A 23,371-nucleotide genomic window follows, 5' to 3' on the forward strand; every position below is an offset into this window, starting at 1 on the left:
GAGAGATTTCTCGTCTTTTTTATAGTAGAAAAGACCAGCTACAAAGCTGGTCTTTTGAGTTAGGAACGTCCTAATAGTTTCTTAATGAGAGAAATCATTTTGTATCTCAGAGGATTTGGGTAATAACGGAAGGTCCCCATCTTACGGACGATGTAGCCGTTGAAGTTTTGTTTGAAACGAAGAACACCGTCTGACCCGTCAAAGATTCCTTGAATACCAAGGAAGTTATATCTTGGGATACCACGTTTGATGGTTTCAAGCATCATATATTCCTGGAGAACAGCAGGAGCATAGAACTTATTAAATTCTGTATAAGAGCCACTGAATAAATAGGTGGATTCTTGTGGCATATAGACAAAGAGACTACCTGCAAGAATGACGTCTTGATCTCCATATTTTTCAATATATTCTTTCGCGTCCTTCTTTCTCACCTCAAAGGTATCAAACTGGCTAGAGAATTCACGAAGTTGATTTTGTTTTTTCTCTGAATGTGGGTTGACTTCAAGATCTTTCTGTAATTTCTCAATCTTCTGTGCTAGTTTTCCTTGGTCTTTTTCAAGATTCGTGTAGTAATGGTGGAAGTTCAGTGTTGCGATCATGAAATCTGCATTGTCGCCAAAACTGTCATAGAAAGTTTGGTAATAATCCAAGGTCTTATCCTGATAGTCGCGACGGTCACTGGTTGAGGAAGTAATATCCTTAAAGAGTTGCAGTTCATCTCGGTTTAATCGTTTCAGTTTAATACCGAAAGATTTAGCTTTCTTGACAAGTGGCTTTCCTTTTTTACTGAAGCTCTTGAGAAGATTTTTTTCGGTGATGCCCTCCATATCTTTCACATAATGCCAATCACCTTCTCCTCCTGGATAACCTGTTGTTAAACCATCATGCTGATAGCCCAATTTTTTTAGGGTATCCATAAAATGAGTTTGCTCTTCACTGGTTGGATTCCCGTCACTGTCAAAGGTTTGATAGGTATCATAGGGCTTAATAACGAGTTCAATAGCCCCATTTTCTTTCGCATAGTCTTTTAAAGCTGCATAGAAAGGTTCTAGCATAGCTTCCTTTTGGTAAAGGGGGCCAGAATTGATTTCCATATGGAGACCACCTGTCATAGGAAGACTGTACAAGATTGCTGCCACTTGGACTTGATCTTCTTGCTTCCAAGCGATAAATTGGACGGTATTTCCTCGCTTTTCAAGCAGATCTGCCATTTCAGCAGACTGGATAAAAGAGCGATGGGAGACAGTATTTGCAAATGAGGTAAATTCTTCTTTTGAAATTGTCGTAAGAGTCATGTAACTTATTTACTCCTTAATTTTTTCCGGATCTTGTAGACTTTGTTTACAAGTGGATAAAGTGGACTGGTTGGGAGGTTGAATTCCCCAACAAATTCTTCAATGACAGGATTAAATTTTGATTTGAAATGATAGAGACCACCATCGAGTGAATTTTCAATGCCCCCCATATTTTGCCAAGAAGCACCACGATCAAAAGCGTGTTGGGCAGTTTCATACCAGGTGAGGATAGCAGGTTGGTAGCGGCGGAATTCTTCATCCATCCCTGCATAAACATTTTCAGACGTCCCACCGAATTCAAGGGTTAAGGTCCCAGATAAAGGAACAACCTGTCTACCTGCTTGGAGATGCTGCTCAAGAAATTGCAATTCTTCTTCTATACGCTCTTTTTCTTTTTGGTTATTCTCAACCTTGCCAGGCTTTGTTTTTTCTGTGAATTTTTCAGCCTCTGCCTTGTTTTTTTCAAGATCTTTTGTAAGGGAGCTTTTCCGTTTCTCGAGATCTAAAGTAGATAAAGTAATGTAGGATTGTCCTTGGTAGGTTGTGAGTAGTTTTTCGTAGTAGTCTTTTCCCCGTAAATGAATGCTTTTACGTGCCTCAGTCTTTTTCATGAGAGAAGCAAAGTCCTCTAACAATTCAGTCCCGCCAAATTGCACTTGGATTCCTTTGTTTCGAGCGGTTCGGATGGCTTGTCGAGTAGATTTTGAAAGATCTTGCTCGGTGAAAAACTCTTTGTGGATATTCGCTTGAAAGCGTGGTTGGATATTTTCTGCCATATCACTGGTTCGGCCAGTCCATTCAATCCCTTCTTTAGTTAAGGTGTCGATGACCGCTTGTACATCAGTGTTTTCCGTATTTTCTTGTCCAATCAATTGTTTACTCAAGAAAAGACTTGGATCAAACTTCACAAATAAGGCCTTGTATTGTTTGGCTATCTTTTTAAGGGACTGGATTACATATGAAACCAGCTCTTTGTTTTGGTAATCCATGATGGGGCCTCGAGGAATGTAGAGCATGGAAAAGCCAAGTGGCAGGGGTTGAATCAAGATGCTTGCAACAGCGACTAATTGGTCTTCTTGATAAAAACCAACCCGTACATTTCCCCAATTATCTTTAATTTTTGCCCATGAGCTACTTTGTAAGAGATTGGTTTGGTCACTCTGAATAACAAAGTCATCATGCTCAGTAGCAGAAATTCCTAGCTGGTAATGGTACATTTCTTATAATACCCACTTTCTAATGGCGTATGCAACGCCAGATTCATCATTTGATTTGGTAATAGTTGTAGCAATTTTTTTAAGAGCTGGATTGCCATTTTCCATAACGACAGCATGTCCCACGACTTCTAGCATGGAACGGTCATTTTCTTCATCTCCGATAGCCATGGTTTCATCTTGCTGGATTCCAAGTCGTTCAGCTAGATGAAGAAGGGCAGCTCCCTTATTGGTCGTTTTTCCTAGAATTTCTAAATAAAAAGGGGCTGATTTGACCATCGTGAAGCGGTCCTGAAATTCTTTTGGGATTTTTGCAATCGCAGCATCCAGAATGTCTGGTTCATCGATATACATGGCCTTGACAAATTCTTTCTCACGAACTTCTTCAGGCGTCCGGTAATAAAGGGGCATATTAACCAGTTGAGATTCATGAATGGTGTAGCGTCCGATATCGCGATTGCTGGTATAGATGCCGTCTTTAGTAATTGCATGAGAGTGGATTTGGAGTTTGTTAGCAAGAGACTCGATATCGAGATAGTCCTCATAATCTAAAAGGTCCTTGATGAGTTCTTTTCCAGTAGCGGTTTCTTGAACCAGACCACCATTAAAGGTAATAACATAGTCTCCAGGATCCATCAAATGGAGTTCTTTTAAAAGTTTTGAGACCCCTGCGATAGGACGACCGGTTGTGATCACGATTTTAACGCCTGCGGCTTTAGCGTCTTGAATGGCTTCAAATACGGAAGGTGTGATCTCTTTTTTTGAATTGAGAAGTGTACCGTCGATATCGATCGCCACTAATTTAATGGACATCCGTCTCTCCTGTAAAATAATCATTGGTGATATAGGAAGTGAATTCCTCTACTTGCTTACTGAAAAGTCCATTAACCTCCAGCATTTCTTTTGGGAAATAGAAGCGGTTGTCCCCATAGCGAGTTCCTGCTAAAGCAGCGACGAGTGGAGACAACTGAGACAATTCAGCGAGACTCCCATCTTTTCGGATCATCTCGATCTGGGTCCGCGGTTTTTCAAGCTCTGGTCGATAAATATCGTAGGGCAGGTCAAAATTTTGATGAATAGCTGTGTAGTAGGTTGGATTAAACCCAACCTCTTTGATCAGTTTTTCAAGGATTGCTAAGTCTTTTCGCTTATCTTCTGTAAATAGAATCGATTTGAAGACTTTCCGATTAATATAGCGCTGAGCAAGATCAGACAAGATGGTATCCGGACTATCCATCCAGACTTGGAAATAGGTATTCATCACACCGTCATCTAGATTTAGGTAGTCTTGAATGGTGACCTCTTCTTCAAAAAATGGAATCAAGCGAGGTGAAGTCAGTTGAAAATACTCTTTCTGATCTGGATAAATGGTTCTAGCGCGTTTGAGAAGATTTTGAAGGAGGACTTCCATGGCCCGAGTAGCCGGGTGGAAGTAGACCTGCATATACATTTGGTAACGGCTGACCACGTAATCCTCGACAGCGTGCATGCCATTTTGTTGGAAGGCAATGCCATTTTCAATCGGTCGAATGACGCGCAAAATACGGGTCAAGTCAAATTTTCCATAGGAAGCACCCGTAAAGTAGGCATCCCGCAGTAAATAATCCATCCGGTCCACATCGATTTGACTAGAAATCAATTGCACCACTTGTTTATTGGGATAGGTATGATCAATGACGCTGGCTACACGATTTGGGAAATCAGGAGCCACTTGCAAGAGGATCTGATTGACCTCCGTCTCTGGACTGGTGATGATCAGCTGGGTCATTTTTTCATGATCGGTCCCAAAGAGTCCTTCAAAGGTATGGGAATAGGCACCATGTCCAATGTCATGAAGAAGAGCGGCTGTCATGGTCAGTAAGTTTTCATCAGAATTCCATTGCTCTGCATACTTTTCCTCGAAAATAGACAGAATCCGTCTTGAAATTTCATAGGCGCCAAGACAGTGAGAAAAACGACTATGCTCCCCACCGTGGAAGGTAAAACCAGATGTCCCCAGTTGTTTGATGCGGCGTAGTCGTTGAAATTCTTTACTATTAATTAATTGATAAATGATGGGATGATCCACATGAACGTAATCATGAACGGGATCGCGAAAGACTTTTTCATTCATGGGTCTATTATAGCAAAAAAAAGCCTATTTTGCGATCTAGAGGCTAATAGGGGCAGTCAAAATGCGTAAAATTTGATAGAATAGTAGGGCAAGAAAAGAAGAGAAGGAGACAAAGATGCAGATTCGCATTCAAAATACCATTCGATTTGGAGAAGAAATGGAAATCGTTGATCAGTACTATCAAGGTGAATGGAAGGAAAAAGCAGGTTTTCAATATCTCTTGTATACCAATGAAGAAGATGAAAAGGTTGCTTTGAAATTTTCCAACGATGAATTGGTCATGACACGATTCTCAAGTCCTAAATCCATCATGCGTTTCTACAAAAATGAAGATGGTGGGGCAATCATCCCAACTCCGATGGGCATTCAGCAGTTTTTGATTACAACAGATCTCTTTCAATTAGAAGCAGGTCATTTGCAAGTCTCTTATCGCTTGTTAACTCTCGATGGAGAACAGGAATTTGCTAATTATCAATTACTGGTGGAATGGGAAGAATAGATCTCATTAAATTATTAGAGATCCCGCTTGCTTTATTCTATAAAAATGGTATAATAAAACCACTCAAGGGAGTAGCTGGCGGTTTTCCGCGATAGTGTCGTCATTACGAAATTATTTCCGGCACTATATTAAACGGCGAGACTTGTTTTTTCAAACAGGTCTCTTTTTTGTGCAAAAGAGACCTAGTAGAAAGCTATAAGGAGGAAATTATTTTGTCAAAAGAACAAAATAAAGCTTTGTTTTATACACAGAGTAAAGAAGAAGTTCTAAAGGAATTGGACTCTTCAATTGAAGGCTTGTCAACTGCTCAAGCTCAAGAACGTTTAGCGACTTATGGTCATAATGAACTGGATGAAGGCGAAAAACGTAGCCTCTTGTCTAAGTTTATCGATCAGTTTAAAGATTTGATGATTATCATCTTGCTGATCGCCGCAGCTCTCTCTGTGATCACAGAAGGAATGGACGGCCTTACAGATGCCATGATCATCTTGGCTGTTGTAGTCTTGAATGCTGCCTTTGGGGTTTACCAAGAAGGGCAAGCAGAAGCAGCCATTGAAGCTCTGAAAAATATGTCTAGCCCGATGGCTCGTGTTCGTCGTGATGGTCATGTTATTGAGATTGACTCAAAAGAATTGGTGCCTGGGGACATCGTTCTTCTGGAAGCTGGAGATGTGGTTCCAGCTGATATGCGCTTGTTAGAGGCAGCTTCTCTTAAGATCGAAGAAGCAGCTCTTACAGGGGAATCGGTTCCAGTTGAAAAAGATGTAACTGGTCTTGTTGAAGCAGATGCTGGTATTGGGGACCGCGTTAATATGGGTTACCAAAACTCAAATGTAACTTATGGTCGTGGTATTGGTGTCGTAACAAACACTGGTATGTATACAGAAGTTGGTAAGATTGCAGATATGTTGGCTAATGCCGATGAGACTGAAACACCATTGAAGCAAAGCTTGGAACAATTATCTAAAGCCTTGACTTACTTAATTGTTGTGATTGCGGTCATTACTTTCTTAGTTGGTGTCTTCGTTCGTGGAGAGCATCCATTAGAAGGCTTGATGGTTGCGGTAGCCCTTGCGGTTGCGGCCATTCCAGAAGGACTTCCTGCCATTGTAACTATCGTTCTATCTTTGGGAACTACAACCCTTGCCAAACGCAATTCGATTGTTCGTAAATTACCAGCGGTTGAAACTCTTGGTTCAACAGAAATCATCGCATCTGATAAAACAGGTACTTTGACTATGAACCAAATGACTGTTGAGAAGGTCTACACCAACGGTCAATTGCAAAGCTCAGCAGCTGAGATTGCTGCTAGCAACAATACCCTTCGTATCATGAACTTTGCCAATGATACTAAGGTGGACCCATCTGGCAAGTTGATTGGGGACCCAACAGAGACTGCTTTGGTACAGTTTGGTTTGGATCACAATTTTGATGTTCGCGAAATTTTGAAGGATGAGCCACGTGTGGCAGAATTGCCATTTGACTCTGACCGTAAGCTTATGTCTACTATCCATAAGGAAGCAGACGGTTCTTACTTTATCGCTGTCAAGGGGGCTCCTGACCAATTGCTCAAACGTGTGACACGTATTGAAGTCAATGGGGAAGTTCGTCCTATCACAGATGAAGATAAGAAAGCTATCCTTGCTACCAACAAAGACTTGGCTAAACAAGCCCTTCGTGTCTTGATGATGGCTTATAAGACAAGCAACGAAATCCCTACCTTGGAATCTGAAATTGTTGAGTCTGACCTGATCTTCTCTGGTTTGGTCGGCATGATTGACCCTGAGCGTCCAGAAGCAGCAGAAGCTGTCCGTGTCGCTAAGGAAGCGGGTATCCGTCCAATCATGATCACGGGTGACCACCAAGATACAGCTGAAGCCATTGCCAAACGTCTTGGTATCATCGATCCAAATGACACAGAAGATCACGTCTTTACAGGAGCTGAGTTGAATGAACTCTCTGATGAAGAATTCCAAAAGGTCTTCAAACAATACTCTGTTTATGCTCGTGTATCACCTGAACACAAGGTTCGGATCGTAAAAGCATGGCAAAAAGAAGGTAAAGTTGTTGCCATGACAGGTGACGGAGTCAACGATGCGCCATCACTTAAGACAGCTGATATCGGTATCGGTATGGGGATCACTGGTACAGAAGTTTCTAAGGGAGCTTCAGACATGGTCCTTGCAGATGATAACTTTGCAACCATTATCGTAGCGGTAGAAGAAGGACGTAAGGTCTTCTCAAATATCCAAAAATCTATCCAATACCTCTTGTCTGCCAATATGGCTGAGGTCTTCACCATCTTCTTTGCAACCCTCTTTGGTTGGGATGTATTGCAACCAGTGCATCTTCTCTGGATCAACTTGGTAACCGATACGCTTCCAGCCATCGCTCTTGGTGTGGAACCAGCTGAACCAGGTGTCATGACCCACAAACCTCGTGGTCGTAAATCTAACTTCTTTGACGGTGGTGTCTTCGGAGCTATCCTTTATCAAGGAATCTTCCAAACTATGCTGGTTCTTGGTGTCTATGGCTGGGCTTTGATTTCTCCTGAACACTCTACTCGGGCAGAAATCCATGCAGATGCTTTGACGATGGCCTTTGCAACTCTTGGATTGATCCAATTGCTTCATGCCTTTAACGTCAAGTCTGTTTACCAATCTATCTTTAAAGTGGGGCTCTTCAAGAACAAGACCTTTAACTGGTCTATCCCAGTTGCCTTTATTCTCTTAATGGCGACGATTATGGTACCTGGATTCAATAAACTCTTCCACGTGTCTCATTTAGGCTTGACGCAATGGTTAGCAGTTATGATTGGTTCGCTCTTGATTGTTGTTCTCGTTGAGATTGTTAAAGCTGTTCAACGTGCACTTGGAAAAGATAAAAACGCCATTTAAATATAAAAGAAGTCATCTCCGGATGGCTTTTTTTGCGGGCAAAATAGACTGGGCATATTTCTTGAGGTACGTGTAGATTTTTGATAAACTAGTCAACAGTTTGAAGAAAGGAAACTTAGTTATGAAAAAGTTTTTTGCTGAAGTAATCGGCACATTTATGCTTGTTTTTATCGGGACTGGCGCAGTTGTTTTTGGAAATGGAACAGAAGGTCTGGGACATTTAGGAATTGCCTTGGCATTCGGTTTATCCATTGTTGCAGCAGCTTACTCAATTGGGACTGTTTCTGGTGCCCACTTGAACCCGGCTGTTTCGATTGCCATGTTTGTGAACAAACGCTTGTCTTCAAAGGACTTGGTTAATTATATTGCAGCGCAAGTAGTGGGGGCGGTTCTCGCATCTGCAACAGTACTCTTCCTCTTGTCAAATTCAGGTATGTCAACAGCTAGTCTTGGTGAAAATGCCCTAGCGAAGGGTGTGACTCCATTTGGCGGATTCTTGTTTGAAGTAATTGCTTCCTTTATCTTTATTTTGGTCATCATGACAGTGACATCAGCTAGCAAAGGTAATGGGAAAATCGCTGGCCTTGTGATCGGTTTGAGCTTGACTTTGATTATTCTTGTTGGTTTGAACATTACAGGACTTTCTGTTAACCCAGCTCGTAGTTTGGCACCTGCCCTTTTTGTTGGTGGTGCAGCCCTTCAACAAATTTGGATCTTTATCTTGGCTCCAATTGTCGGTGGTGTTCTGGCTGCAATCGTTGCAAAAAATCTCTTGGATACAGAAGAGTAAAAAAAATTGGTCCCAGAGGGACCAATTTTTTTATAGTTCAAGGATCGTCATGGCTTGAGAAAATTCATGAGCGAGCTGTTTTTTCTTGTATGCTTTAAATTTGGGGAGGTCTTTGATTCTGCGATAGCGTTTGTAGGGATCGTATCGTTTTGGAAAATCATATTCAGGAAAAGCTTCGAAAAATTGTTTGCAAAGCTCCCATTCTCGGACATAGCCTAAAGGTCTAGCATGATAGGTGATGGTGTCAATCGTTGTTGCTGGCATTCGGTGGTGGCTATGACCAAAAATCACTTCTCTGACAGGATATTGTCTAAAGAGCTCATGAAAGGATTGGCTTCCTAGAAAAGCATTAAAGCGTTCAAAATAAGGGTGGCGCAGGAGAAACTGACTATGAGGAACAAAGTGCATGGCGATGATCAAGGGTTGATCCACTTGCATGAGTTCTGTTTCGAGCTCTTGCAACAGACGTTGGGTAATGGCTGGATCAGATCCCATTCGTTGGAGGCGTCTGTCAAACCAAAATAGATTTTTGGTTTGGAGATGTTTTTGGGGAGAGATAGTAGGAACAAAGCTGTAGTCATACCAGCCCGAAAAGGCAAGAAGCGTATGATTGGAGAAGGAAATCTTTTGAAATTCAAAAGGTCTTATGGTTTCTTCTGATAGGCCAAGCATATCATGATTTCCCAAGCTAAAGGTCACTGGAAGGTGACATTGAAGTTGGTCTAAAAATTCCTGTGATGTCCTTTCAAAGCCGTTGGCAATATCTCCTGCAATATGGAGATGTTGAATGTTTTGTTGCAGGAAAAGAGTGATCAGGGTCTCTATTTCTTCTTTGCCGAAGTTGTTCGAATCAATATGTAAATCGGACATAAAAGCTACTGTTGTCATGCTACCAGTCTAGCATAAGAGGATCTTTTTTTCTAACAATTAGGTTACAAAGAAATAGAAAAATACTGAAAAAAAGCTGGGTTAGTTGTGGTAAACTAGCAGATCCAATATTGGAAGGTGGGAAAATAGTGAAGGTTATGATATAATAGACTAGATACATAGAAAGAGGTGCTTATGGACATTTCAGAAATTCGTCAAAAAATTGACGCAAATCGTGAAAAATTAGCTTCTTTCAGGGGGTCTCTTTGACTTAGAGGCGTTGGAAGAAGAAATTGCCATTTTAGAAAATAAAATGACAGAACCTGATTTTTGGGATGATAACATTGCTGCGCAAAAGACATCTCAAGAATTAAATGAACTCAAGCAGACCTATGAAAATTTCCATCAAATGGTGGATCTCTTTGATGAGTCAGAAATCTTACTGGACTTTTTGGCAGAAGACGATTCGGTCAAAGAAGAATTGATCGAGAAGTTGGAGGAGCTGGATAAACGTATGACCAGCTATGAAATGACCTTGCTATTGTCTGAACCCTATGACAATAATAATGCCATCCTAGAAATCCACCCAGGTTCAGGAGGAACAGAAGCTCAGGACTGGGGCGACATGCTCCTTCGGATGTATTCTCGTTTTGGAAATGCCCATGGCTTCAAAGTTGAAGTCTTGGACTATCAGGCTGGAGATGAGGCTGGAATCAAGTCTGTGACCTTATCTTTTGAAGGGCCTCATGCATACGGCCTTCTGAAATCTGAAATGGGGGTTCACCGTTTGGTTCGGATCTCGCCATTTGACTCCGCTAAACGTCGTCATACCTCCTTTACATCTGTTGAGGTCATGCCCGAATTAGACGATACTATCGAAGTCGAAGTTCGTGATGATGATATCAAGATGGACACCTTCCGCTCTGGTGGAGCTGGTGGACAAAACGTCAACAAGGTTTCTACAGGGGTGCGCTTGACCCACATTCCGACAGGGATTGTAGTGGCGTCCACCGTGGATCGGACCCAATACGGGAACCGTGATCGTGCGATGAAGATGTTGCAAGCTAAACTCTACCAATTAGAGCAAGAGAAAAAAGCAGCAGAAGTGGATTCTCTAAAAGGGGATAAAAAAGAAATCACCTGGGGAAGTCAAATCCGCTCCTATGTTTTTACCCCTTACACCATGGTTAAGGATCACCGGACCAACTACGAAGTAGCGCAGGTGGACAAGGTGATGGATGGAGATATCGATGGCTTTATCGATGCCTACCTTAAATGGCGTCTCCAATAACCTTGAGGGAATCAACCAGAAAAGAATGAAAGGAATTTCATTACATGTCAATGATTGAAATGAAAGATGTTGTCAAAAAGTATGACAACGGGACGACGGCCCTTCGCGGGGTCTCTGTCCAAATTGAACCAGGAGAATTTGCCTACATCGTAGGACCTTCTGGTGCAGGGAAGTCGACCTTTATTCGACTTTTATACCGTGAAGTCAAACACGATAAAGGAAGTTTGAAAGTAGCTGATTTTGATTTGGATAAAATCAAAAAACGCGATATTCCTATGTTGCGACGCAATGTGGGAGTGGTCTTCCAAGATTATAAATTGCTTCCAAAGAAAACCGTTTATGAAAATATTGCCTACGCAATGCAAGTTATCGGTGAGCGCCGTCGCAATATTAAAAAGCGTGTGATGGAAGTTTTGGATCTTGTCGGATTGAAACACAAGGTCCGCTCATTCCCGAATGAATTGTCAGGGGGAGAGCAACAACGGATTGCGATTGCTCGTGCGATCGTCAACAATCCGAAAGTCTTGATTGCGGATGAGCCAACGGGGAACTTGGACCCAGATAATTCATGGGAAATCATGAATCTTTTGGAGCGGATTAATCTGCAAGGGACCACAGTATTGATGGCGACCCACAATAGCCAGATTGTAAATACTTTACGTCACCGTGTCATCGCGATTGAAAATGGTCGTGTAGTGCGTGATGAAGCGGAAGGAGAGTACGGATACGATGATTAGAAGATTTTTCCGACACTTAATCGAATCGCTTAAAAGCTTGAAACGAAATGGTTGGATGACGATTGCAGCGGTCAGCTCGGTTATGATTACCCTTAGCTTGGTTGCTATTTTCGCCTCAGTTATTGCCAATACCATCAAGCTTTCAGATGATATTCAAAACAGTGTGCGGGTTGTAGTATACATGCGCAAGGATATTCAAGATCAGAGCGAGCAGATTGAAAAAGACGGTCAAACCGTGACCAATGAAAACTACCATAAGGTCTACGATGCTCTGACAGCCATGAAGCATGTTGACAAGGTTGATTTTTCTAGCAAGGAAGAGCAGTATGATAAACTGATCAAAACGGCTGGGAACAACTGGAAGATTTTTGATGGAGATGCCAATCCTCTCTATGATGCTTATTATGTAGAGACAACAGCTCCTAAATATGTAAAGCAAGTTTCGGCTGATGCCAAAAAAATTGAAGGGGTCTCTGAAGTTAAAGATGGTGGGGTCGATACCCAACGCTTGTTTGCTCTTGGAACCTTCATCCGAAACTGGGGCTTGATTGGTGTAGCTTTATTGATCTTCATCGCAGTCTTCTTGATTTCAAATACCATTCGGATTACCATCATTTCACGTAGTCGTGAGATTAAGATTATGCGACTGGTAGGAGCAAAAAATGGCTATATTCGTGCACCATTCCTTTTAGAAGGTGCTTGGATCGGTCTTTTGGGAGCCTTGGTTCCTTCAGCTTTAGTCTTCTACGTTTATAATGTTGTCTATACATCTATGAACAATAATTTGGCAGATCAAAACTTGTATCTCTATAGTCCTCATCTCTTGGTACCGATCATGGTCGGTGGCCTCTTTGGATTAGGAATTTTGATTGGAGCGATTGGTTCTTCAATCTCCATGAGACGTTTTCTTAAGATATAATAAAAAAGCAAGTTCGCACTTGCTTTTTTTGTCTACTTTTATGAGGACAGGAAGGATGATAAGGACTCTTTAGGATTGTCTAAAGAAGGGATTGAACATCTTCTCGTGACCAATAGAAGTTTCAGGGCCATGACCGGGATAGACAGTGTAGGAAGATGGAAGGGTAAAGAGCTCTTCTCTGATACTGCTAAGTAACTGTGTCGCGTTCCCTGTCGGAAGATCGGTCCGTCCGATAGTTTCGCGAAAAAGGGCATCACCGGATAGAACCAGGTGATCCTCAGGAAAGACGATAGAGACTCCTCCTGCAGAGTGGCCTGGTGTCTCCAGAACATAAAAGTGGAAATCAGCTATTTGGTAATCGGAGCGAATGTCATAAAGGAAGTCGGCCTCCTTGCATACCACATCTTCTAAATCCGCATGACGATCCAAACCAGATAAATTATCGACAGGAGAAGACAACCAACTGGCTTCTGCTGAATGGACATAAACAGGTGGGAAATGATAGGTCTGACGAACCTTTTCAAGACTCATAATGTGATCGTAATGCGTATGGGTTAAAAGAATCGCTACGATTGGTTTTCCGATGCGATCTATTTGTTTTTGAATAGTCGCCCAGTCGCTACCTGGATCGACAAGAATGAGGGAGTGGTCATTTTCAAGGTAGTAGGTGTTTTCATAAGCTACAGGATTAACAGTACGATAGATTTTCATAAGGACTCCTTTCTAGAATAGTGTATCAAATTGCAAGGAAAATAACAGGATTGAAGTCAACATGAAAGGAGAAAAAAATCTGCAGAGCTTGCTCAAACGTGATATAATTTTAAGTATTATGACAAGACAGAAACGGAAATATGCCATTGTGGATCTGGAAGCGACCAGTGCTGGAAGCAATGCTAAGATCATTCAGGTTGGGATTGTCATCATCGAAGATGGGAGGATTACGCAATCCTATGAGACGGATGTGAATCCCCATGAACGATTGGATGAGCATATCAAACAATTGACTGGCCTGACAGATGCTCGCTTGAAAAAAGCACCAGAGTTTGCACAAGTGGCAAAAGAAATTTTTGAATTAATAGAAGATGCCGTCTTTGTGGCCCATAATGTCAAATTTGATGCGAATTTATTAGCAGAAGCCCTCTTTTGGGAAGGATTTGAGCTAACGACTCCTCGGATTGATACGGTTGAATTGTCTCAAATTTTCTATCCGACTTTAGAACGCTACAATTTAGGAGCGCTTGCAGCTGAACTGGAAATTGAGTTGCACCATGCTCACTCCGCTTTAGCGGATGCTATGGCAACAGCCCAGCTACTGTTGAAATTGAGAGAGAAAATTGCGAGCTTACCGAGAGGATTGATCGAAAAACTTCTTTCGATGGCAGATTGTTTGATTTATGAATCACGACTCTTAATAGAAGATGCGCTTGAAGACAGTAGCCTTTTTTTACCAGCTCATTTAGTAGAAGTTCATGGTCTCTATCTGCGCAAGCCACAGCAGTTTTTAGAAAGTCGTCATTTGTCTGAACAGTTTGAACTCAATATGCAGCTGTTGGGAATGGAGGCTTATCCGGAGCAGAGAGAATTTGTTGCCTATATCGAGGATAGTTTGCAACAGCCACTTCCGAGTTTTATTGAAGCGCCAACGGGTATCGGGAAGACATACGCTTATCTATTAACGCTTTTGGCGAAAACCTCTAAGCGCATTCTTGTCAGTGTTCCCACTAAAATTCTTCAGGATCAAATTATGAAGAAGGAAGGAAAGACCATCCAAGATCTTTTCCAAATTCCCTTTCATAGCCTGAAAAGTCCCAAGGATTACATCCAACTCGATAAATTTTATGAGGCCTTACAGAGTGAGTCAGATAATGGGATGATCCGACGCTTTAAAATGCAACTGTTGGTTTGGCTGACCATGACGGAAACGGGAGAGCTCAGTGAAATTGGTCAACTCTATCGTCATCTTCATTTTGTAGCTGACATTTGCCACGATGGCCAATTGTCGAAACGTTCGCTTTTTTATCAGGAAGATTTTTGGCGTCTCGGCCAGGAAAAAGTGAAAACCAGCCGAGTAATTCTGACCAATCATGCCTATCTGTTAACCCGTCTAGAAGATGATAAGAGTCTACTTCAAGAATCTGTTCTGGTAGTGGATGAAGCGCAAAAACTCTTCTTTGCTTTGGAGCAGTTTTCACAGAGAGAAGAAACCTTGCAATCTCTTCTTCTAAGCTTGCAACACGCTATTGAAGAGGAAAAAGATCTGCTGCAACGGCGTTTGCTGGAAAGTATTCAATTTGAGTTAAATGCCTGCTCTAAGGAAGTTGTACAAGGAAAAACAGCGATCTTATCAGATCAAACAGTGGCAAAAATTCGACAGGATGTATCGGAATTAAAAAACGAATCTCTAGAGAATCTAAGAGAATTGTTTGATGAGCGCTACCAGATTTTTTGGATGGACAAGGAAGTGGTCGAAAGCCACCAGATTCTTCGTCTCCATGGTGGAGTTGAGGACTTGCTATCCTTTAAGGAGTTTGTCCCTGAAGAAGTGCCCGTGCTCTTTGTATCAGCGACGATCGCGATCAGTAAAAAGGTGCATTTACCTGCCCTTTTGGGATACCAAGAGCAGCAAATCTACCGGGTGCCAATAACAGTCAAACAACACCAGGAATTGTTGGTGCCGATAGATTTTCCAGATGTCGTTTCTTTATCTTCCGTGGAGTATGCAGGAGAGATTTGTCAGCTCATCGATGAACTCCTTCCTCTAAGAAAACCAATTTTTCTTTTGTTTACCTCAAAAGAATTGTTACTGGAGACGTCAAACGCATTGAAATTTCCTCATTTGGCCCAGTATCGAAATGGCGATGCAGCTAATATTAAGCGACGATTTGACCGAGGAGAAAGCTCTATTTTATTGGGAACAGGAAGCTTCTGGGAGGGAGTCGATTTTTCCCAACAAAAAGAAGTGATTCAAATCATCACGCGCCTTCCTTTTGATAACCCTAAAGATTATATGGTTCAAAAGCTGAATACCCAACTCAGAGAACAGGGGAAAAATCCCTTTTATGACTATAGCCTTCCAGTCGCAATTTTAAGGCTCAAACAGGCTATTGGGAGAACCAGCCGTTTTCAAGACCAGGAATCGTTGGTCCTCTTATTGGATCAGCGAGTGGTGACCAAACGATATGGAAAACAAATTTTAGATGGTTTGCAGCAAGTGTTGCCCCTTCACACGACAGTGAGAGAGCGGCTTGTTGAGCAAGCAGCTGCCTTTTTTGAAAGGAATTGAGAGAATGAAAAATAAAGGATTTGGACTTGCAATTGCATTTGTACTGGCTCTTTGCGCCATGTTTTTGGGAACTTTCTTTCCCATCATTGGCTCCAGTGTCTTTGCTTTGATTTTAGGAATTGTCCTCAATGAATTAGTAGATTTGCCGGAGAATTCACGACCAGGACTGAACTGGTCCGGTAAGAAATTATTGCAGTATTCGATTATCTTCATGGGATTTAGCTTGCCGATTGCGACGGTTGCCTCTACAGGCTTGTCTTCTTTAAAGATTAGTCTGCCAACGATAACAGTTGCATTTCTTGCAGCGATAATCTTTGGGAAAGTCTTCCATCTGAAATCTCACCTACGGACCCTAATTGGGTTTGGAACGGCTATTTGTGGTGGATCTGCTATCGCAGCAGCTGCGCCGATCATTGAAGCAGACGAAGAGGAAATTGCCTTATCTATGTCAACTATCTTCTTCTTCAACATTTTGGCTGTCTTTATCTTTCCAGTATTAGGGCATGTATGGCATATGTCTAATTTTCAATTTGGCCTCTGGTCAGGAACAGCTATTAACGATACGTCATCAGTTGTAGCAGCAGCTTTTTCCTACAGTAAGGCGGCGGGTGAAATGGCGACCATTGTTAAGTTGACACGCGCCCTGATGATTGTACCAGTTTGTTTGGGCTTGATCGGTTTAAAATGGTATCGGAGCAAGCAACAAGGAAGAAACAAAGGAATGTTAAAGAAAATTATTCCTTGGTTCATCATTTGGTTTATTGTGGCTTCTATTCTTTCATCTATCGGCTTGGTACCTAAAGTGGTTCTTCCTTACCTAAAGGACCTTTCTCACCTCTTTATGGCCATGGCCTTGGTCGGAATCGGAAGCAAGGTTTCTTGGAAACAGTTCCGTGCAGCAGGAGCAGCCCCCCTTCTAGTAGGGTTGATTGCTTGGTTTTGTGTAGCAGGATCTAGCTTGATTCTACAAATGTTGTTCTATTAATTGATTTGATGATTCTCACAGAAAGGAACGTGAATGAAGAAACATCATTTTTGGACGATTCACCTGGATTATTCGATCATTGGGATTGTCTTCACCCTTCTTATGCTTGGGATCTTATCTGTTTATGTAGCAGTTTCTCACGACTATCCCCAAATGGTGTGGCCTTTTTTAGGGCAGCAATTGGCCTGGATTGGTGTGGGATGCGTCATTTGCCTGATTGTGACGATTTTTAGCACGAAATTTCTTTGGAAAATCACTCCCTTTCTTTACCTGCTTGGCCTAGCCTTGATGGTTCTTCCTCTTGTGTTTTATAATCCCAACTTGGTAGCTTCAACAGGAGCTAAAAACTGGGTGGCTTATGGGAACATCACCTTATTTCAGCCCTCAGAATTTATGAAGATCCCCTTCATCCTGATGCTGTCACGCTCTATTGTCCGATTTTTGCAAAGAAATAAGGGGCGTGAGCGATTATTACGACAAGATTGGTTTTTGATTCTAGAATTGACCATCTATACGATTCCGGTCTTTGCCTTATTGGCTCTCCAACAGGATTTGGGAACGGCCTTAGTATTTTTGGCTATCTTTGCGGGCTTAGTGCTCGTTTCAGGAGTTTCCTGGAAAATTATCTTGCCGGTCATCTTGCTTCTGGCAGGTGGGTTAGCAGGCTTTCTCTTCCTCTTTCTATCAGAGGGGGGGCGGGCTTTTCTGCACCAGCAAGTAGGGATGCCAACCTACCAAATGAACCGTATTTTAGCCTGGTTAAATCCTTTTGACTATGCACAAACCACCACCTACCAGCAGGCGCAAGGACAGCTAGCCATTGCCAGTGGTGGCCTCTTTGGGCAAGGCTTTAATGTCTCCAATTTATTGGTTCCCGTACGGGAAAGCGATATGATTTTTACGGTCGTCGCAGAAGACTTTGGCTTTGTTGGAGCTCTGGTGCTGTTGATTTTATACGTGACCCTGATTTACCGCATTTTAAAAATTACCCTCCAGTCCAATAACCAATTTTATACTTATATTTCCATTGGATTTATCATGATGCTGGTCTTTCATATTTTTGAAAATGTTGGCGCGGTAACGGGTCTTCTCCCCTTGACGGGGATTCCCCTCCCCTTTATCTCACAGGGTGGATCGTCTATTATTAGTAATCTAATTGGTGTTGGTCTGGTCCTCTCAATATATAATCATAGTAGCAAAAAGAAAGAGCCAGAAGAAGGGCCTCCAATCCGTAAAAAAGTAGTCCTTAAAAGGGCGCAATAGATAGAAAGAAGGAATGAAAATGAAAAAAGTAGCAACGATTTTAGCAAACGGTTTTGAAGAAATTGAAGCCTTGACCATTGTCGATGTTTTGAGACGTGCTGGGATCGACTGTGACCTCGTTGGGATGGAAGAAACGGTCACAGGTTCTCACCAGATCACAGTGGAAGTCGACCGCCTCTGGAATGGGGACCTGTCAGATTATGATGGAATCTTCTTACCAGGTGGGATGCCAGGAGCTGCGAATTTACGGGATAATCCGGAATTGATTGCAGCTCTTCAAGAAGAAAGTAGGAAAGGAAAAATCATTTCTGCTATTTGTGCAGCACCAATTGTCCTGGCACGTGCCGGCCTCTTAAAAGATAAACGCTATACCTGTTACGATGGTTTTGAAGAAGAGATTCAAGATGGGCACTATCAGAAAGAAACAGTGGTGAAAGACGGGAATCTCTTGACCAGTCGTGGTCCTTCAACTGCGCTTGCCTTAGCCTATGCCTTGGTAGAGCAATTTGGAGGAGATGCCCAAAGTCTTCGTCAAGGAATGCTCTATCAAGATGTCTTTGGAGATGCTTAAAATTGCTCTTTTGGACACCATATTTTCTGGTGAAAGTTTACATTCTATGACGGAAAATGACTTCTCTATGATTTAAAATGAAATGACCGTAAAAAATGGCTAAAATCCCCCCTAAATGAGGGTTTTAGCTTATTTTTTTTGTCCATTTGTGGTATAATATTGACTATGAATTATCATGATTTTATATGGGATCTTGGTGGGACGCTACTGGATAATTACGAAACGTCCACAAATGCCTTTGTAGCGACATTGAAGGACTTTCACATCCAAGCCGATCATGATTCTGTTTATGCAGCATTAAAAATCTCAACACAGGATGCAATTCAAACCTTTGCACCTCATATTTCCAATTTTCGTACGGAATACAAGAAAAAAGAAGCCTTGGGCTTGCAAGAGCCGGTCTTATTTGAGGGAGCAAAAGAGTTACTAGAAGAGATCCAAACACATGGAGGACGCCATTTTTTGGTATCTCATCGGGATCGCCAAGTTTTGACCCTTATTGAACAGACAGGTATTGCACCCTACTTTACGGAGATTGTAACAGCAGACGAGGGCTTTCCTCGAAAACCAGCCCCAGCCTCTATGCTTTATTTGAAAGAAAAATATGGCATTCAAGACGGTCTGGTCATCGGAGATCGTCCGATCGATATTGAAGCTGGGAAGGCTGCAGGGCTTTCAACCTATTTATTTGATACCATGCCCCACTTACACCAGTTTATATTTGAATAGAAAAGGGAAATTATGACAGAGGATAAACAGCAAGAAATTCAAGCGCAAGAATATGATGCCAGTAAGATTCAGGTCTTGGAAGGACTAGAAGCCGTTCGGATGCGTCCGGGAATGTATATTGGATCTACCTCAAAAGAAGGTCTACATCATCTGGTCTGGGAAATCGTTGATAACTCGATCGACGAAGCCTTAGCTGGTTTTGCTAGCCATATTGAAGTTTTCATTGAAGCAGATAATTCTATCACGGTTGTCGATGATGGTCGTGGGATCCCAGTGGATATCCAAGAAAAGACAGGTCGACCTGCCGTTGAAACTGTCTTTACTGTGCTTCACGCGGGAGGAAAATTTGGCGGAGGCGGCTACAAGGTTTCTGGTGGTCTTCACGGGGTAGGGTCATCCGTTGTCAACGCCCTTTCCACATCCCTCGATGTTCGCGTCTATAAAAATGGCAGTATCCATTACCAAGAGTATCGACGTGGACACGTTGTGGATGATTTGAAAGTCATCGGGGAGACAGATCGGACAGGGACAACCGTCCACTTTATTCCAGACCCAGAAATCTTCACGGAAACCACCGAGTATGATTTTGAAAAATTAAATAAACGGATTCAAGAGTTAGCCTTTTTGAATCGTGGCTTGCGTATTTCTTTGACGGATAAGCGAGAAGGCTTGGAGCAAGAAAAGCATTACCACTACGAAGGTGGGATCTCTAGTTACGTCGAATACATCAATGAAAACAAAGATGTCATCTTTGATAAACCAATCTACACAGATGGTGAAATGGATGATATTACCGTTGAAGTAGCTATGCAATATACCACAGGCTACCATGAGACGGTCATGAGTTTTGCGAATAACATTCATACCCATGAAGGTGGGACGCATGAACAGGGCTTCCGTACAGCTCTCACTCGTGTGATCAATGATTACGCTAAGAAAAATAAACTCTTAAAAGAAAACGAAGACAATCTAACTGGGGAAGATGTTCGAGAGGGCCTAACAGCAGTGATCTCTGTTAAACATCCAAATCCACAGTTTGAAGGACAAACCAAGACCAAACTTGGAAATTCAGAAGTTGTTAAGATTACCAATCGACTCTTTAGTGATGCCTTTTCTGATTTCCTTTTGGAAAATCCGCAAATTGCTAAGAAAATCGTCGAAAAAGGGATTTTAGCAGCGAAAGCTCGCGTAGCTGCTAAGCGAGCGCGTGAGGTGACCCGTAAGAAATCAGGGCTTGAGATTTCCAACCTACCTGGTAAATTGGCAGATTGTTCTTCAAATAATCCACAAGAAACAGAACTCTTTATCGTCGAAGGGGATTCAGCCGGAGGATCTGCAAAATCTGGTCGAAATCGGGAATTCCAAGCGATTTTACCAATCCGTGGTAAGATCTTGAACGTTGAAAAAGCAAGTATGGACAAAATTCTAGCCAATGAAGAGATCCGTAGTTTATTTACTGCTATGGGAACTGGATTTGGTGCCGAATTTGATGTTACAAAAGCGCGTTATCAAAAATTAGTCATCATGACCGATGCCGATGTCGATGGCGCTCATATCCGAACCCTTCTATTGACCTTGATCTATCGCTATATGAAACCAGTCTTGGAAGCGGGATATGTTTATATTGCGCAACCACCAATCTATGGGGTCAAAGTCGGTAGTGAAATCAAAGAATATATCCAACCTGGTGCCAACCAAGAAGCCGAATTAGCTGCAGCTTTGGAACGTTATTCAGAAGGTCGCTCAAAACCAACCATCCAACGCTATAAAGGTCTTGGAGAAATGGATGATCACCAATTATGGGAAACAACCATGAATCCAGAACATCGCTTGATGGCACGAGTATCAGTAGACGATGCTGCGGAAGCAGATAAGATCTTTGATATGTTGATGGGGGACCGCGTGGAACCACGTCGTGAATTTATCGAAGAAAACGCTGAATATAGTACACTCGATGTATAAAATTCACCGAACGCTTCCCATTAATGGATATTTTATGGTATAATTACTAGGATTACGTTCAAGTAATACGATGAAGGAGTTTTTATATGTCTAGTGGACTAATTGTTCTCATCTTTATTGTCGCCCTTATCTTGATTGTAGGATATGTGGTTGCAGTCATTTTGAGAAAACGAAATGAAGCCTTACTGGCAGCACTGGAAGAACGAAAAGAAAAGTTATACAACCTTCCGGTCAACGATGAAGTAGAGGCCGTAAAAAACATGCATTTGATTGGTCAAAGTCAAATTGCATTTCGTGAATGGAATCAAAAATGGGTAGATTTATCCTTAAATTCATTTGCTGATATTGAAAACAATCTGTTTGAAGCGGAAGGCTATAACAATTCTTTCCGTTTCATGAAGGCTAAACAAGCCATTGACAATATCGAAAGTCAGATCCAATTGATCGACGAAGATATCAAGGCGATTCGCAAAGCCCTTTCTGATCTGGAAGAGCAGGAACAAAAGAATAGCGGTCGTGTGGTTCATGCCTTGGATATGTTTGAAGAACTTCAAAAAGAAGTCACTTCAGACCCAGATCGTTATGGCAGTGCGCTTCCTGAAATTGAAAAACAAATTGGAAATATTCAATCTGAGTTCTCACAATTTGTAACCTTGAATTCTTCAGGTGACCCTGTTGAAGCGGCTGAAATCCTTGATACAGCTGAAAATCATATTGTAGCCTTAAAACAAATTGTTGAGCGAGTGCCAGAAATTGTCACTGCCCTTCAAGCAAAACTTCCAGACCAATTAGAGGATTTGGAAAGTGGCTACCGCAAGCTTTTGGAATCTGGCTACCACTTCACTGAAACAGATATTGAATCTCGTTTCCAACAGTTGCATGCTTCCTTGAAGAACAATATGGCAAATGTATCCGCCCTTGAATTGGACAATGCCATTTACGAAAATGAACAAATTCAAGAAGAAATCGATGCATTGTATCACATCTTTACTCGTGAAATTGAATCACAAAAAGTTGTGAAGAAGTTAGTGAAACAACTGCCTGGCTATTTGAAACACGCAAAAGATAACAATAGCAACCTTGCAGCAGAAGTGGAACGCCTTGGTAAAACATTCGTCTTGAATGAAAGCTTCAGCCAACAGTTAAAAGAGTTGGAAGCTGAGCTATCTTCACAAGAAAATGTGGTAGAAGATGCCTTGAAAGATTCATCTGAAACACAAAAAGCTTATTCTATCGTAGAAGAAGAGTTAGAAGCTATTGAGGCTCGCTTGAAAGAAATCGAAGATGAGCAAATCGGCTTGAGTGATTCCCTTTCAAAAGTTGAAAAAGACGATGCCAATGCTCGCCAAAAAGTTAACATCTATGCCAACCGTTTGCATGCCATTAAACGCTATATGGACAAGCGAAACTTGCCAGGAATCCCTCAAGAATTCTTAGAAATTTTCTTCACTGCAAGTAACAATACAGAGGCTTTGATGGATGAGTTGGAAGGGGATAAAATCAACATCGAGTCAACCAATCGTTTGTTAGATATTTTGACAAATGATATGAATGAATTGGAAGAAGCGACTTATCGAATTGTACAAAATGCTACTTTAACCGAGCAGTTATTGCAATACTCGAACCGTTACCGTTCATTTGATGATCATGTGCAAGCAGCTTTTGATGAATCCCTTTATATTTTCGAAAGAGAATATGACTATGCAGCTTCCTTTAAGGTGATCTCAGATGCTTTGGAGATGGTAGAAGCTGGAGTGACAGATCGCTTTGTTACTTCGTATGAAAAAACTCGGGAGCAAATTCGCTTCTAATAACAAAAAAACGACTTTTGAACTGCACCCCAAAAGTTAGACAGAAAAAAATCTAACTTTTGGGGTGTTTTTATTATGAAATTAACTTATGAAGATAAAGTTCAGATCTATGAACATAAAAAACAAGGGCGAAGCTTCAAAGAGC

19 protein-coding genes are annotated in these 23,371 nt (G+C 41.8%); 13 read left to right on the top strand and 6 right to left on the bottom strand.

Annotated features, from left to right (window positions below; all coding sequences use genetic code 11):
- Positions 1-59 precede the first annotated feature (59 nt).
- The 4 genes from QM870_RS04360 to QM870_RS04375 are packed head-to-tail and all read right to left on the bottom strand — an operon-like array spanning position 60 to position 4,622.
- Positions 60-1,295 (bottom strand): aminoacyltransferase, encoded by a 1,236-nt coding sequence (locus QM870_RS04360; RefSeq protein ID WP_414368756.1) that lies wholly within the window; start codon positions 1,293-1,295, stop codon positions 60-62.
- Positions 1,296-1,300: 5 nt separating this feature from the next.
- On the bottom strand, positions 1,301-2,512 hold the full coding sequence (locus tag QM870_RS04365; protein ID WP_414368758.1) for an aminoacyltransferase: 1,212 nt from the start codon (positions 2,510-2,512) through the stop codon (positions 1,301-1,303).
- 3 nt (positions 2,513-2,515) lie between these two features.
- Positions 2,516-3,322: a sugar-phosphatase gene (gene yidA / locus QM870_RS04370; RefSeq protein WP_223345272.1), complete on the bottom strand. Its 807-nt coding sequence runs from the start codon at positions 3,320-3,322 to the stop codon at positions 2,516-2,518.
- On the bottom strand, positions 3,312-4,622 hold the full coding sequence (locus tag QM870_RS04375; protein ID WP_013903868.1) for an HD domain-containing protein: 1,311 nt from the start codon (positions 4,620-4,622) through the stop codon (positions 3,312-3,314). Before QM870_RS04375 ends, yidA begins: the two co-directional genes overlap by 11 nt.
- A 115-nt stretch (positions 4,623-4,737) precedes the next feature.
- On the opposite strand from QM870_RS04375, the gene QM870_RS04380 reads away from it, so the two are divergent.
- The 3 genes from QM870_RS04380 to QM870_RS04390 all read left to right on the top strand — a co-directional run bounded on the left by QM870_RS04380 (position 4,738) and on the right by QM870_RS04390 (position 8,808).
- Entirely contained in the window at positions 4,738-5,121 is a 384-nt protein-coding gene (locus tag QM870_RS04380) for a YwiB family protein (RefSeq protein ID WP_003008038.1), read from the top strand.
- 212 nt (positions 5,122-5,333) lie between these two features.
- Complete coding sequence (locus QM870_RS04385) at positions 5,334-8,018, top strand: cation-translocating P-type ATPase (RefSeq protein WP_414368760.1); 2,685 nt, start codon at positions 5,334-5,336, stop codon at positions 8,016-8,018.
- Positions 8,019-8,139: 121 nt separating this feature from the next.
- On the top strand, positions 8,140-8,808 hold the full coding sequence (locus tag QM870_RS04390; RefSeq protein WP_049514648.1) for an MIP/aquaporin family protein: 669 nt from the start codon (positions 8,140-8,142) through the stop codon (positions 8,806-8,808).
- A 30-nt stretch (positions 8,809-8,838) separates the two neighbouring features.
- On the opposite strand, the gene QM870_RS04395 is transcribed toward QM870_RS04390, so the two are convergent.
- Positions 8,839-9,696: a metallophosphoesterase gene (locus QM870_RS04395; RefSeq protein WP_049514651.1), complete on the bottom strand. Its 858-nt coding sequence runs from the start codon at positions 9,694-9,696 to the stop codon at positions 8,839-8,841.
- Between the two features lie 174 nt (positions 9,697-9,870).
- On the opposite strand from QM870_RS04395, the gene prfB reads away from it, so the two are divergent.
- The 3 genes from prfB (at position 9,871) to ftsX (ending at position 12,622) form a co-directional block, all read left to right on the top strand.
- A protein-coding gene (prfB, locus tag QM870_RS04400; RefSeq protein ID WP_152905764.1) for a peptide chain release factor 2 occupies positions 9,871-10,966 on the top strand; the annotation gives its coding sequence in 2 pieces (ribosomal slippage) (positions 9,871-9,942 and positions 9,944-10,966; 1,095 coding nt in all).
- Between the two features lie 44 nt (positions 10,967-11,010).
- Positions 11,011-11,703, top strand: coding sequence for a cell division ATP-binding protein FtsE (ftsE, locus tag QM870_RS04405; RefSeq protein ID WP_003008021.1), 693 nt, complete (start codon positions 11,011-11,013; stop codon positions 11,701-11,703).
- Positions 11,696-12,622: a permease-like cell division protein FtsX gene (gene ftsX, locus QM870_RS04410; RefSeq protein ID WP_042759907.1), complete on the top strand. Its 927-nt coding sequence runs from the start codon at positions 11,696-11,698 to the stop codon at positions 12,620-12,622. The genes ftsE and ftsX overlap by 8 nt, the downstream gene beginning before the upstream one ends.
- 69 nt (positions 12,623-12,691) lie before the next feature.
- Here ftsX and QM870_RS04415 read toward each other — a convergent pair whose 3' ends face one another.
- Entirely contained in the window at positions 12,692-13,333 is a 642-nt protein-coding gene (locus QM870_RS04415; RefSeq protein WP_155199804.1) for an MBL fold metallo-hydrolase, read from the bottom strand.
- A gap of 118 nt (positions 13,334-13,451) precedes the next feature.
- Here QM870_RS04415 and QM870_RS04420 point away from each other — a divergent pair, with 118 nt between their 5' ends.
- The 7 genes from QM870_RS04420 to ezrA all read left to right on the top strand — a co-directional run bounded on the left by QM870_RS04420 (position 13,452) and on the right by ezrA (position 23,226).
- Positions 13,452-15,905: a bifunctional DnaQ family exonuclease/ATP-dependent helicase gene (locus QM870_RS04420; protein WP_371611100.1), complete on the top strand. Its 2,454-nt coding sequence runs from the start codon at positions 13,452-13,454 to the stop codon at positions 15,903-15,905.
- 4 nt (positions 15,906-15,909) lie between these two features.
- Positions 15,910-16,890 (top strand): YeiH family protein, encoded by a 981-nt coding sequence (locus QM870_RS04425; protein ID WP_414368764.1) that lies wholly within the window; start codon positions 15,910-15,912, stop codon positions 16,888-16,890.
- Between the two features lie 33 nt (positions 16,891-16,923).
- Positions 16,924-18,153, top strand: coding sequence for an FtsW/RodA/SpoVE family cell cycle protein (locus tag QM870_RS04430; protein ID WP_414368766.1), 1,230 nt, complete (start codon positions 16,924-16,926; stop codon positions 18,151-18,153).
- Positions 18,154-18,172: 19 nt separating this feature from the next.
- The gene (locus QM870_RS04435) at positions 18,173-18,724 is read left to right on the top strand and encodes a DJ-1 family glyoxalase III (protein WP_414368778.1); all 552 of its coding nucleotides are present in this window, start codon (positions 18,173-18,175) and stop codon (positions 18,722-18,724) included.
- A 165-nt stretch (positions 18,725-18,889) separates the two neighbouring features.
- Positions 18,890-19,453: an HAD-IA family hydrolase gene (locus tag QM870_RS04440; protein WP_414368768.1), complete on the top strand. Its 564-nt coding sequence runs from the start codon at positions 18,890-18,892 to the stop codon at positions 19,451-19,453.
- Positions 19,454-19,465: 12 nt separating this feature from the next.
- Positions 19,466-21,415, top strand: coding sequence for a DNA topoisomerase (ATP-hydrolyzing) subunit B (gyrB, locus tag QM870_RS04445; RefSeq protein ID WP_414368770.1), 1,950 nt, complete (start codon positions 19,466-19,468; stop codon positions 21,413-21,415).
- An 86-nt stretch (positions 21,416-21,501) separates the two neighbouring features.
- On the top strand, positions 21,502-23,226 hold the full coding sequence (gene ezrA, locus QM870_RS04450; RefSeq protein WP_414368772.1) for a septation ring formation regulator EzrA: 1,725 nt from the start codon (positions 21,502-21,504) through the stop codon (positions 23,224-23,226).
- The last annotated feature ends 145 nt before the right edge of the window (positions 23,227-23,371 follow it).

Origin of the sequence: Streptococcus parasanguinis, assembly GCF_047463195.1 — a bacterium.
GTDB classification, from domain to species: domain Bacteria; phylum Bacillota; class Bacilli; order Lactobacillales; family Streptococcaceae; genus Streptococcus; species Streptococcus parasanguinis_R.

Excerpts from the sequence above, each read along its gene's own strand:
- QM870_RS04360 (WP_414368756.1), bottom strand. The coding sequence starts at position 1,295 with ATGACTCTTACGACAATTTCAAAAGAAGAATTTACCTCATTTGCAAAT.
- QM870_RS04365 (WP_414368758.1), bottom strand. The coding sequence starts at position 2,512 with ATGTACCATTACCAGCTAGGAATTTCTGCTACTGAGCATGATGACTTT.
- yidA (WP_223345272.1), bottom strand. The coding sequence starts at position 3,322 with ATGTCCATTAAATTAGTGGCGATCGATATCGACGGTACACTTCTCAAT.
- QM870_RS04375 (WP_013903868.1), bottom strand. The coding sequence starts at position 4,622 with ATGAATGAAAAAGTCTTTCGCGATCCCGTTCATGATTACGTTCATGTG.
- QM870_RS04380 (WP_003008038.1), top strand. The coding sequence starts at position 4,738 with ATGCAGATTCGCATTCAAAATACCATTCGATTTGGAGAAGAAATGGAA.
- QM870_RS04390 (WP_049514648.1), top strand. The coding sequence starts at position 8,140 with ATGAAAAAGTTTTTTGCTGAAGTAATCGGCACATTTATGCTTGTTTTT.
- QM870_RS04395 (WP_049514651.1), bottom strand. The coding sequence starts at position 9,696 with ATGACAACAGTAGCTTTTATGTCCGATTTACATATTGATTCGAACAAC.
- ftsE (WP_003008021.1), top strand. The coding sequence starts at position 11,011 with ATGTCAATGATTGAAATGAAAGATGTTGTCAAAAAGTATGACAACGGG.
- ftsX (WP_042759907.1), top strand. The coding sequence starts at position 11,696 with ATGATTAGAAGATTTTTCCGACACTTAATCGAATCGCTTAAAAGCTTG.
- QM870_RS04415 (WP_155199804.1), bottom strand. The coding sequence starts at position 13,333 with ATGAAAATCTATCGTACTGTTAATCCTGTAGCTTATGAAAACACCTAC.
- QM870_RS04420 (WP_371611100.1), top strand. The coding sequence starts at position 13,452 with ATGACAAGACAGAAACGGAAATATGCCATTGTGGATCTGGAAGCGACC.
- QM870_RS04425 (WP_414368764.1), top strand. The coding sequence starts at position 15,910 with ATGAAAAATAAAGGATTTGGACTTGCAATTGCATTTGTACTGGCTCTT.
- QM870_RS04430 (WP_414368766.1), top strand. The coding sequence starts at position 16,924 with ATGAAGAAACATCATTTTTGGACGATTCACCTGGATTATTCGATCATT.
- QM870_RS04435 (WP_414368778.1), top strand. The coding sequence starts at position 18,173 with ATGAAAAAAGTAGCAACGATTTTAGCAAACGGTTTTGAAGAAATTGAA.
- QM870_RS04440 (WP_414368768.1), top strand. The coding sequence starts at position 18,890 with ATGAATTATCATGATTTTATATGGGATCTTGGTGGGACGCTACTGGAT.
- gyrB (WP_414368770.1), top strand. The coding sequence starts at position 19,466 with ATGACAGAGGATAAACAGCAAGAAATTCAAGCGCAAGAATATGATGCC.
- ezrA (WP_414368772.1), top strand. The coding sequence starts at position 21,502 with ATGTCTAGTGGACTAATTGTTCTCATCTTTATTGTCGCCCTTATCTTG.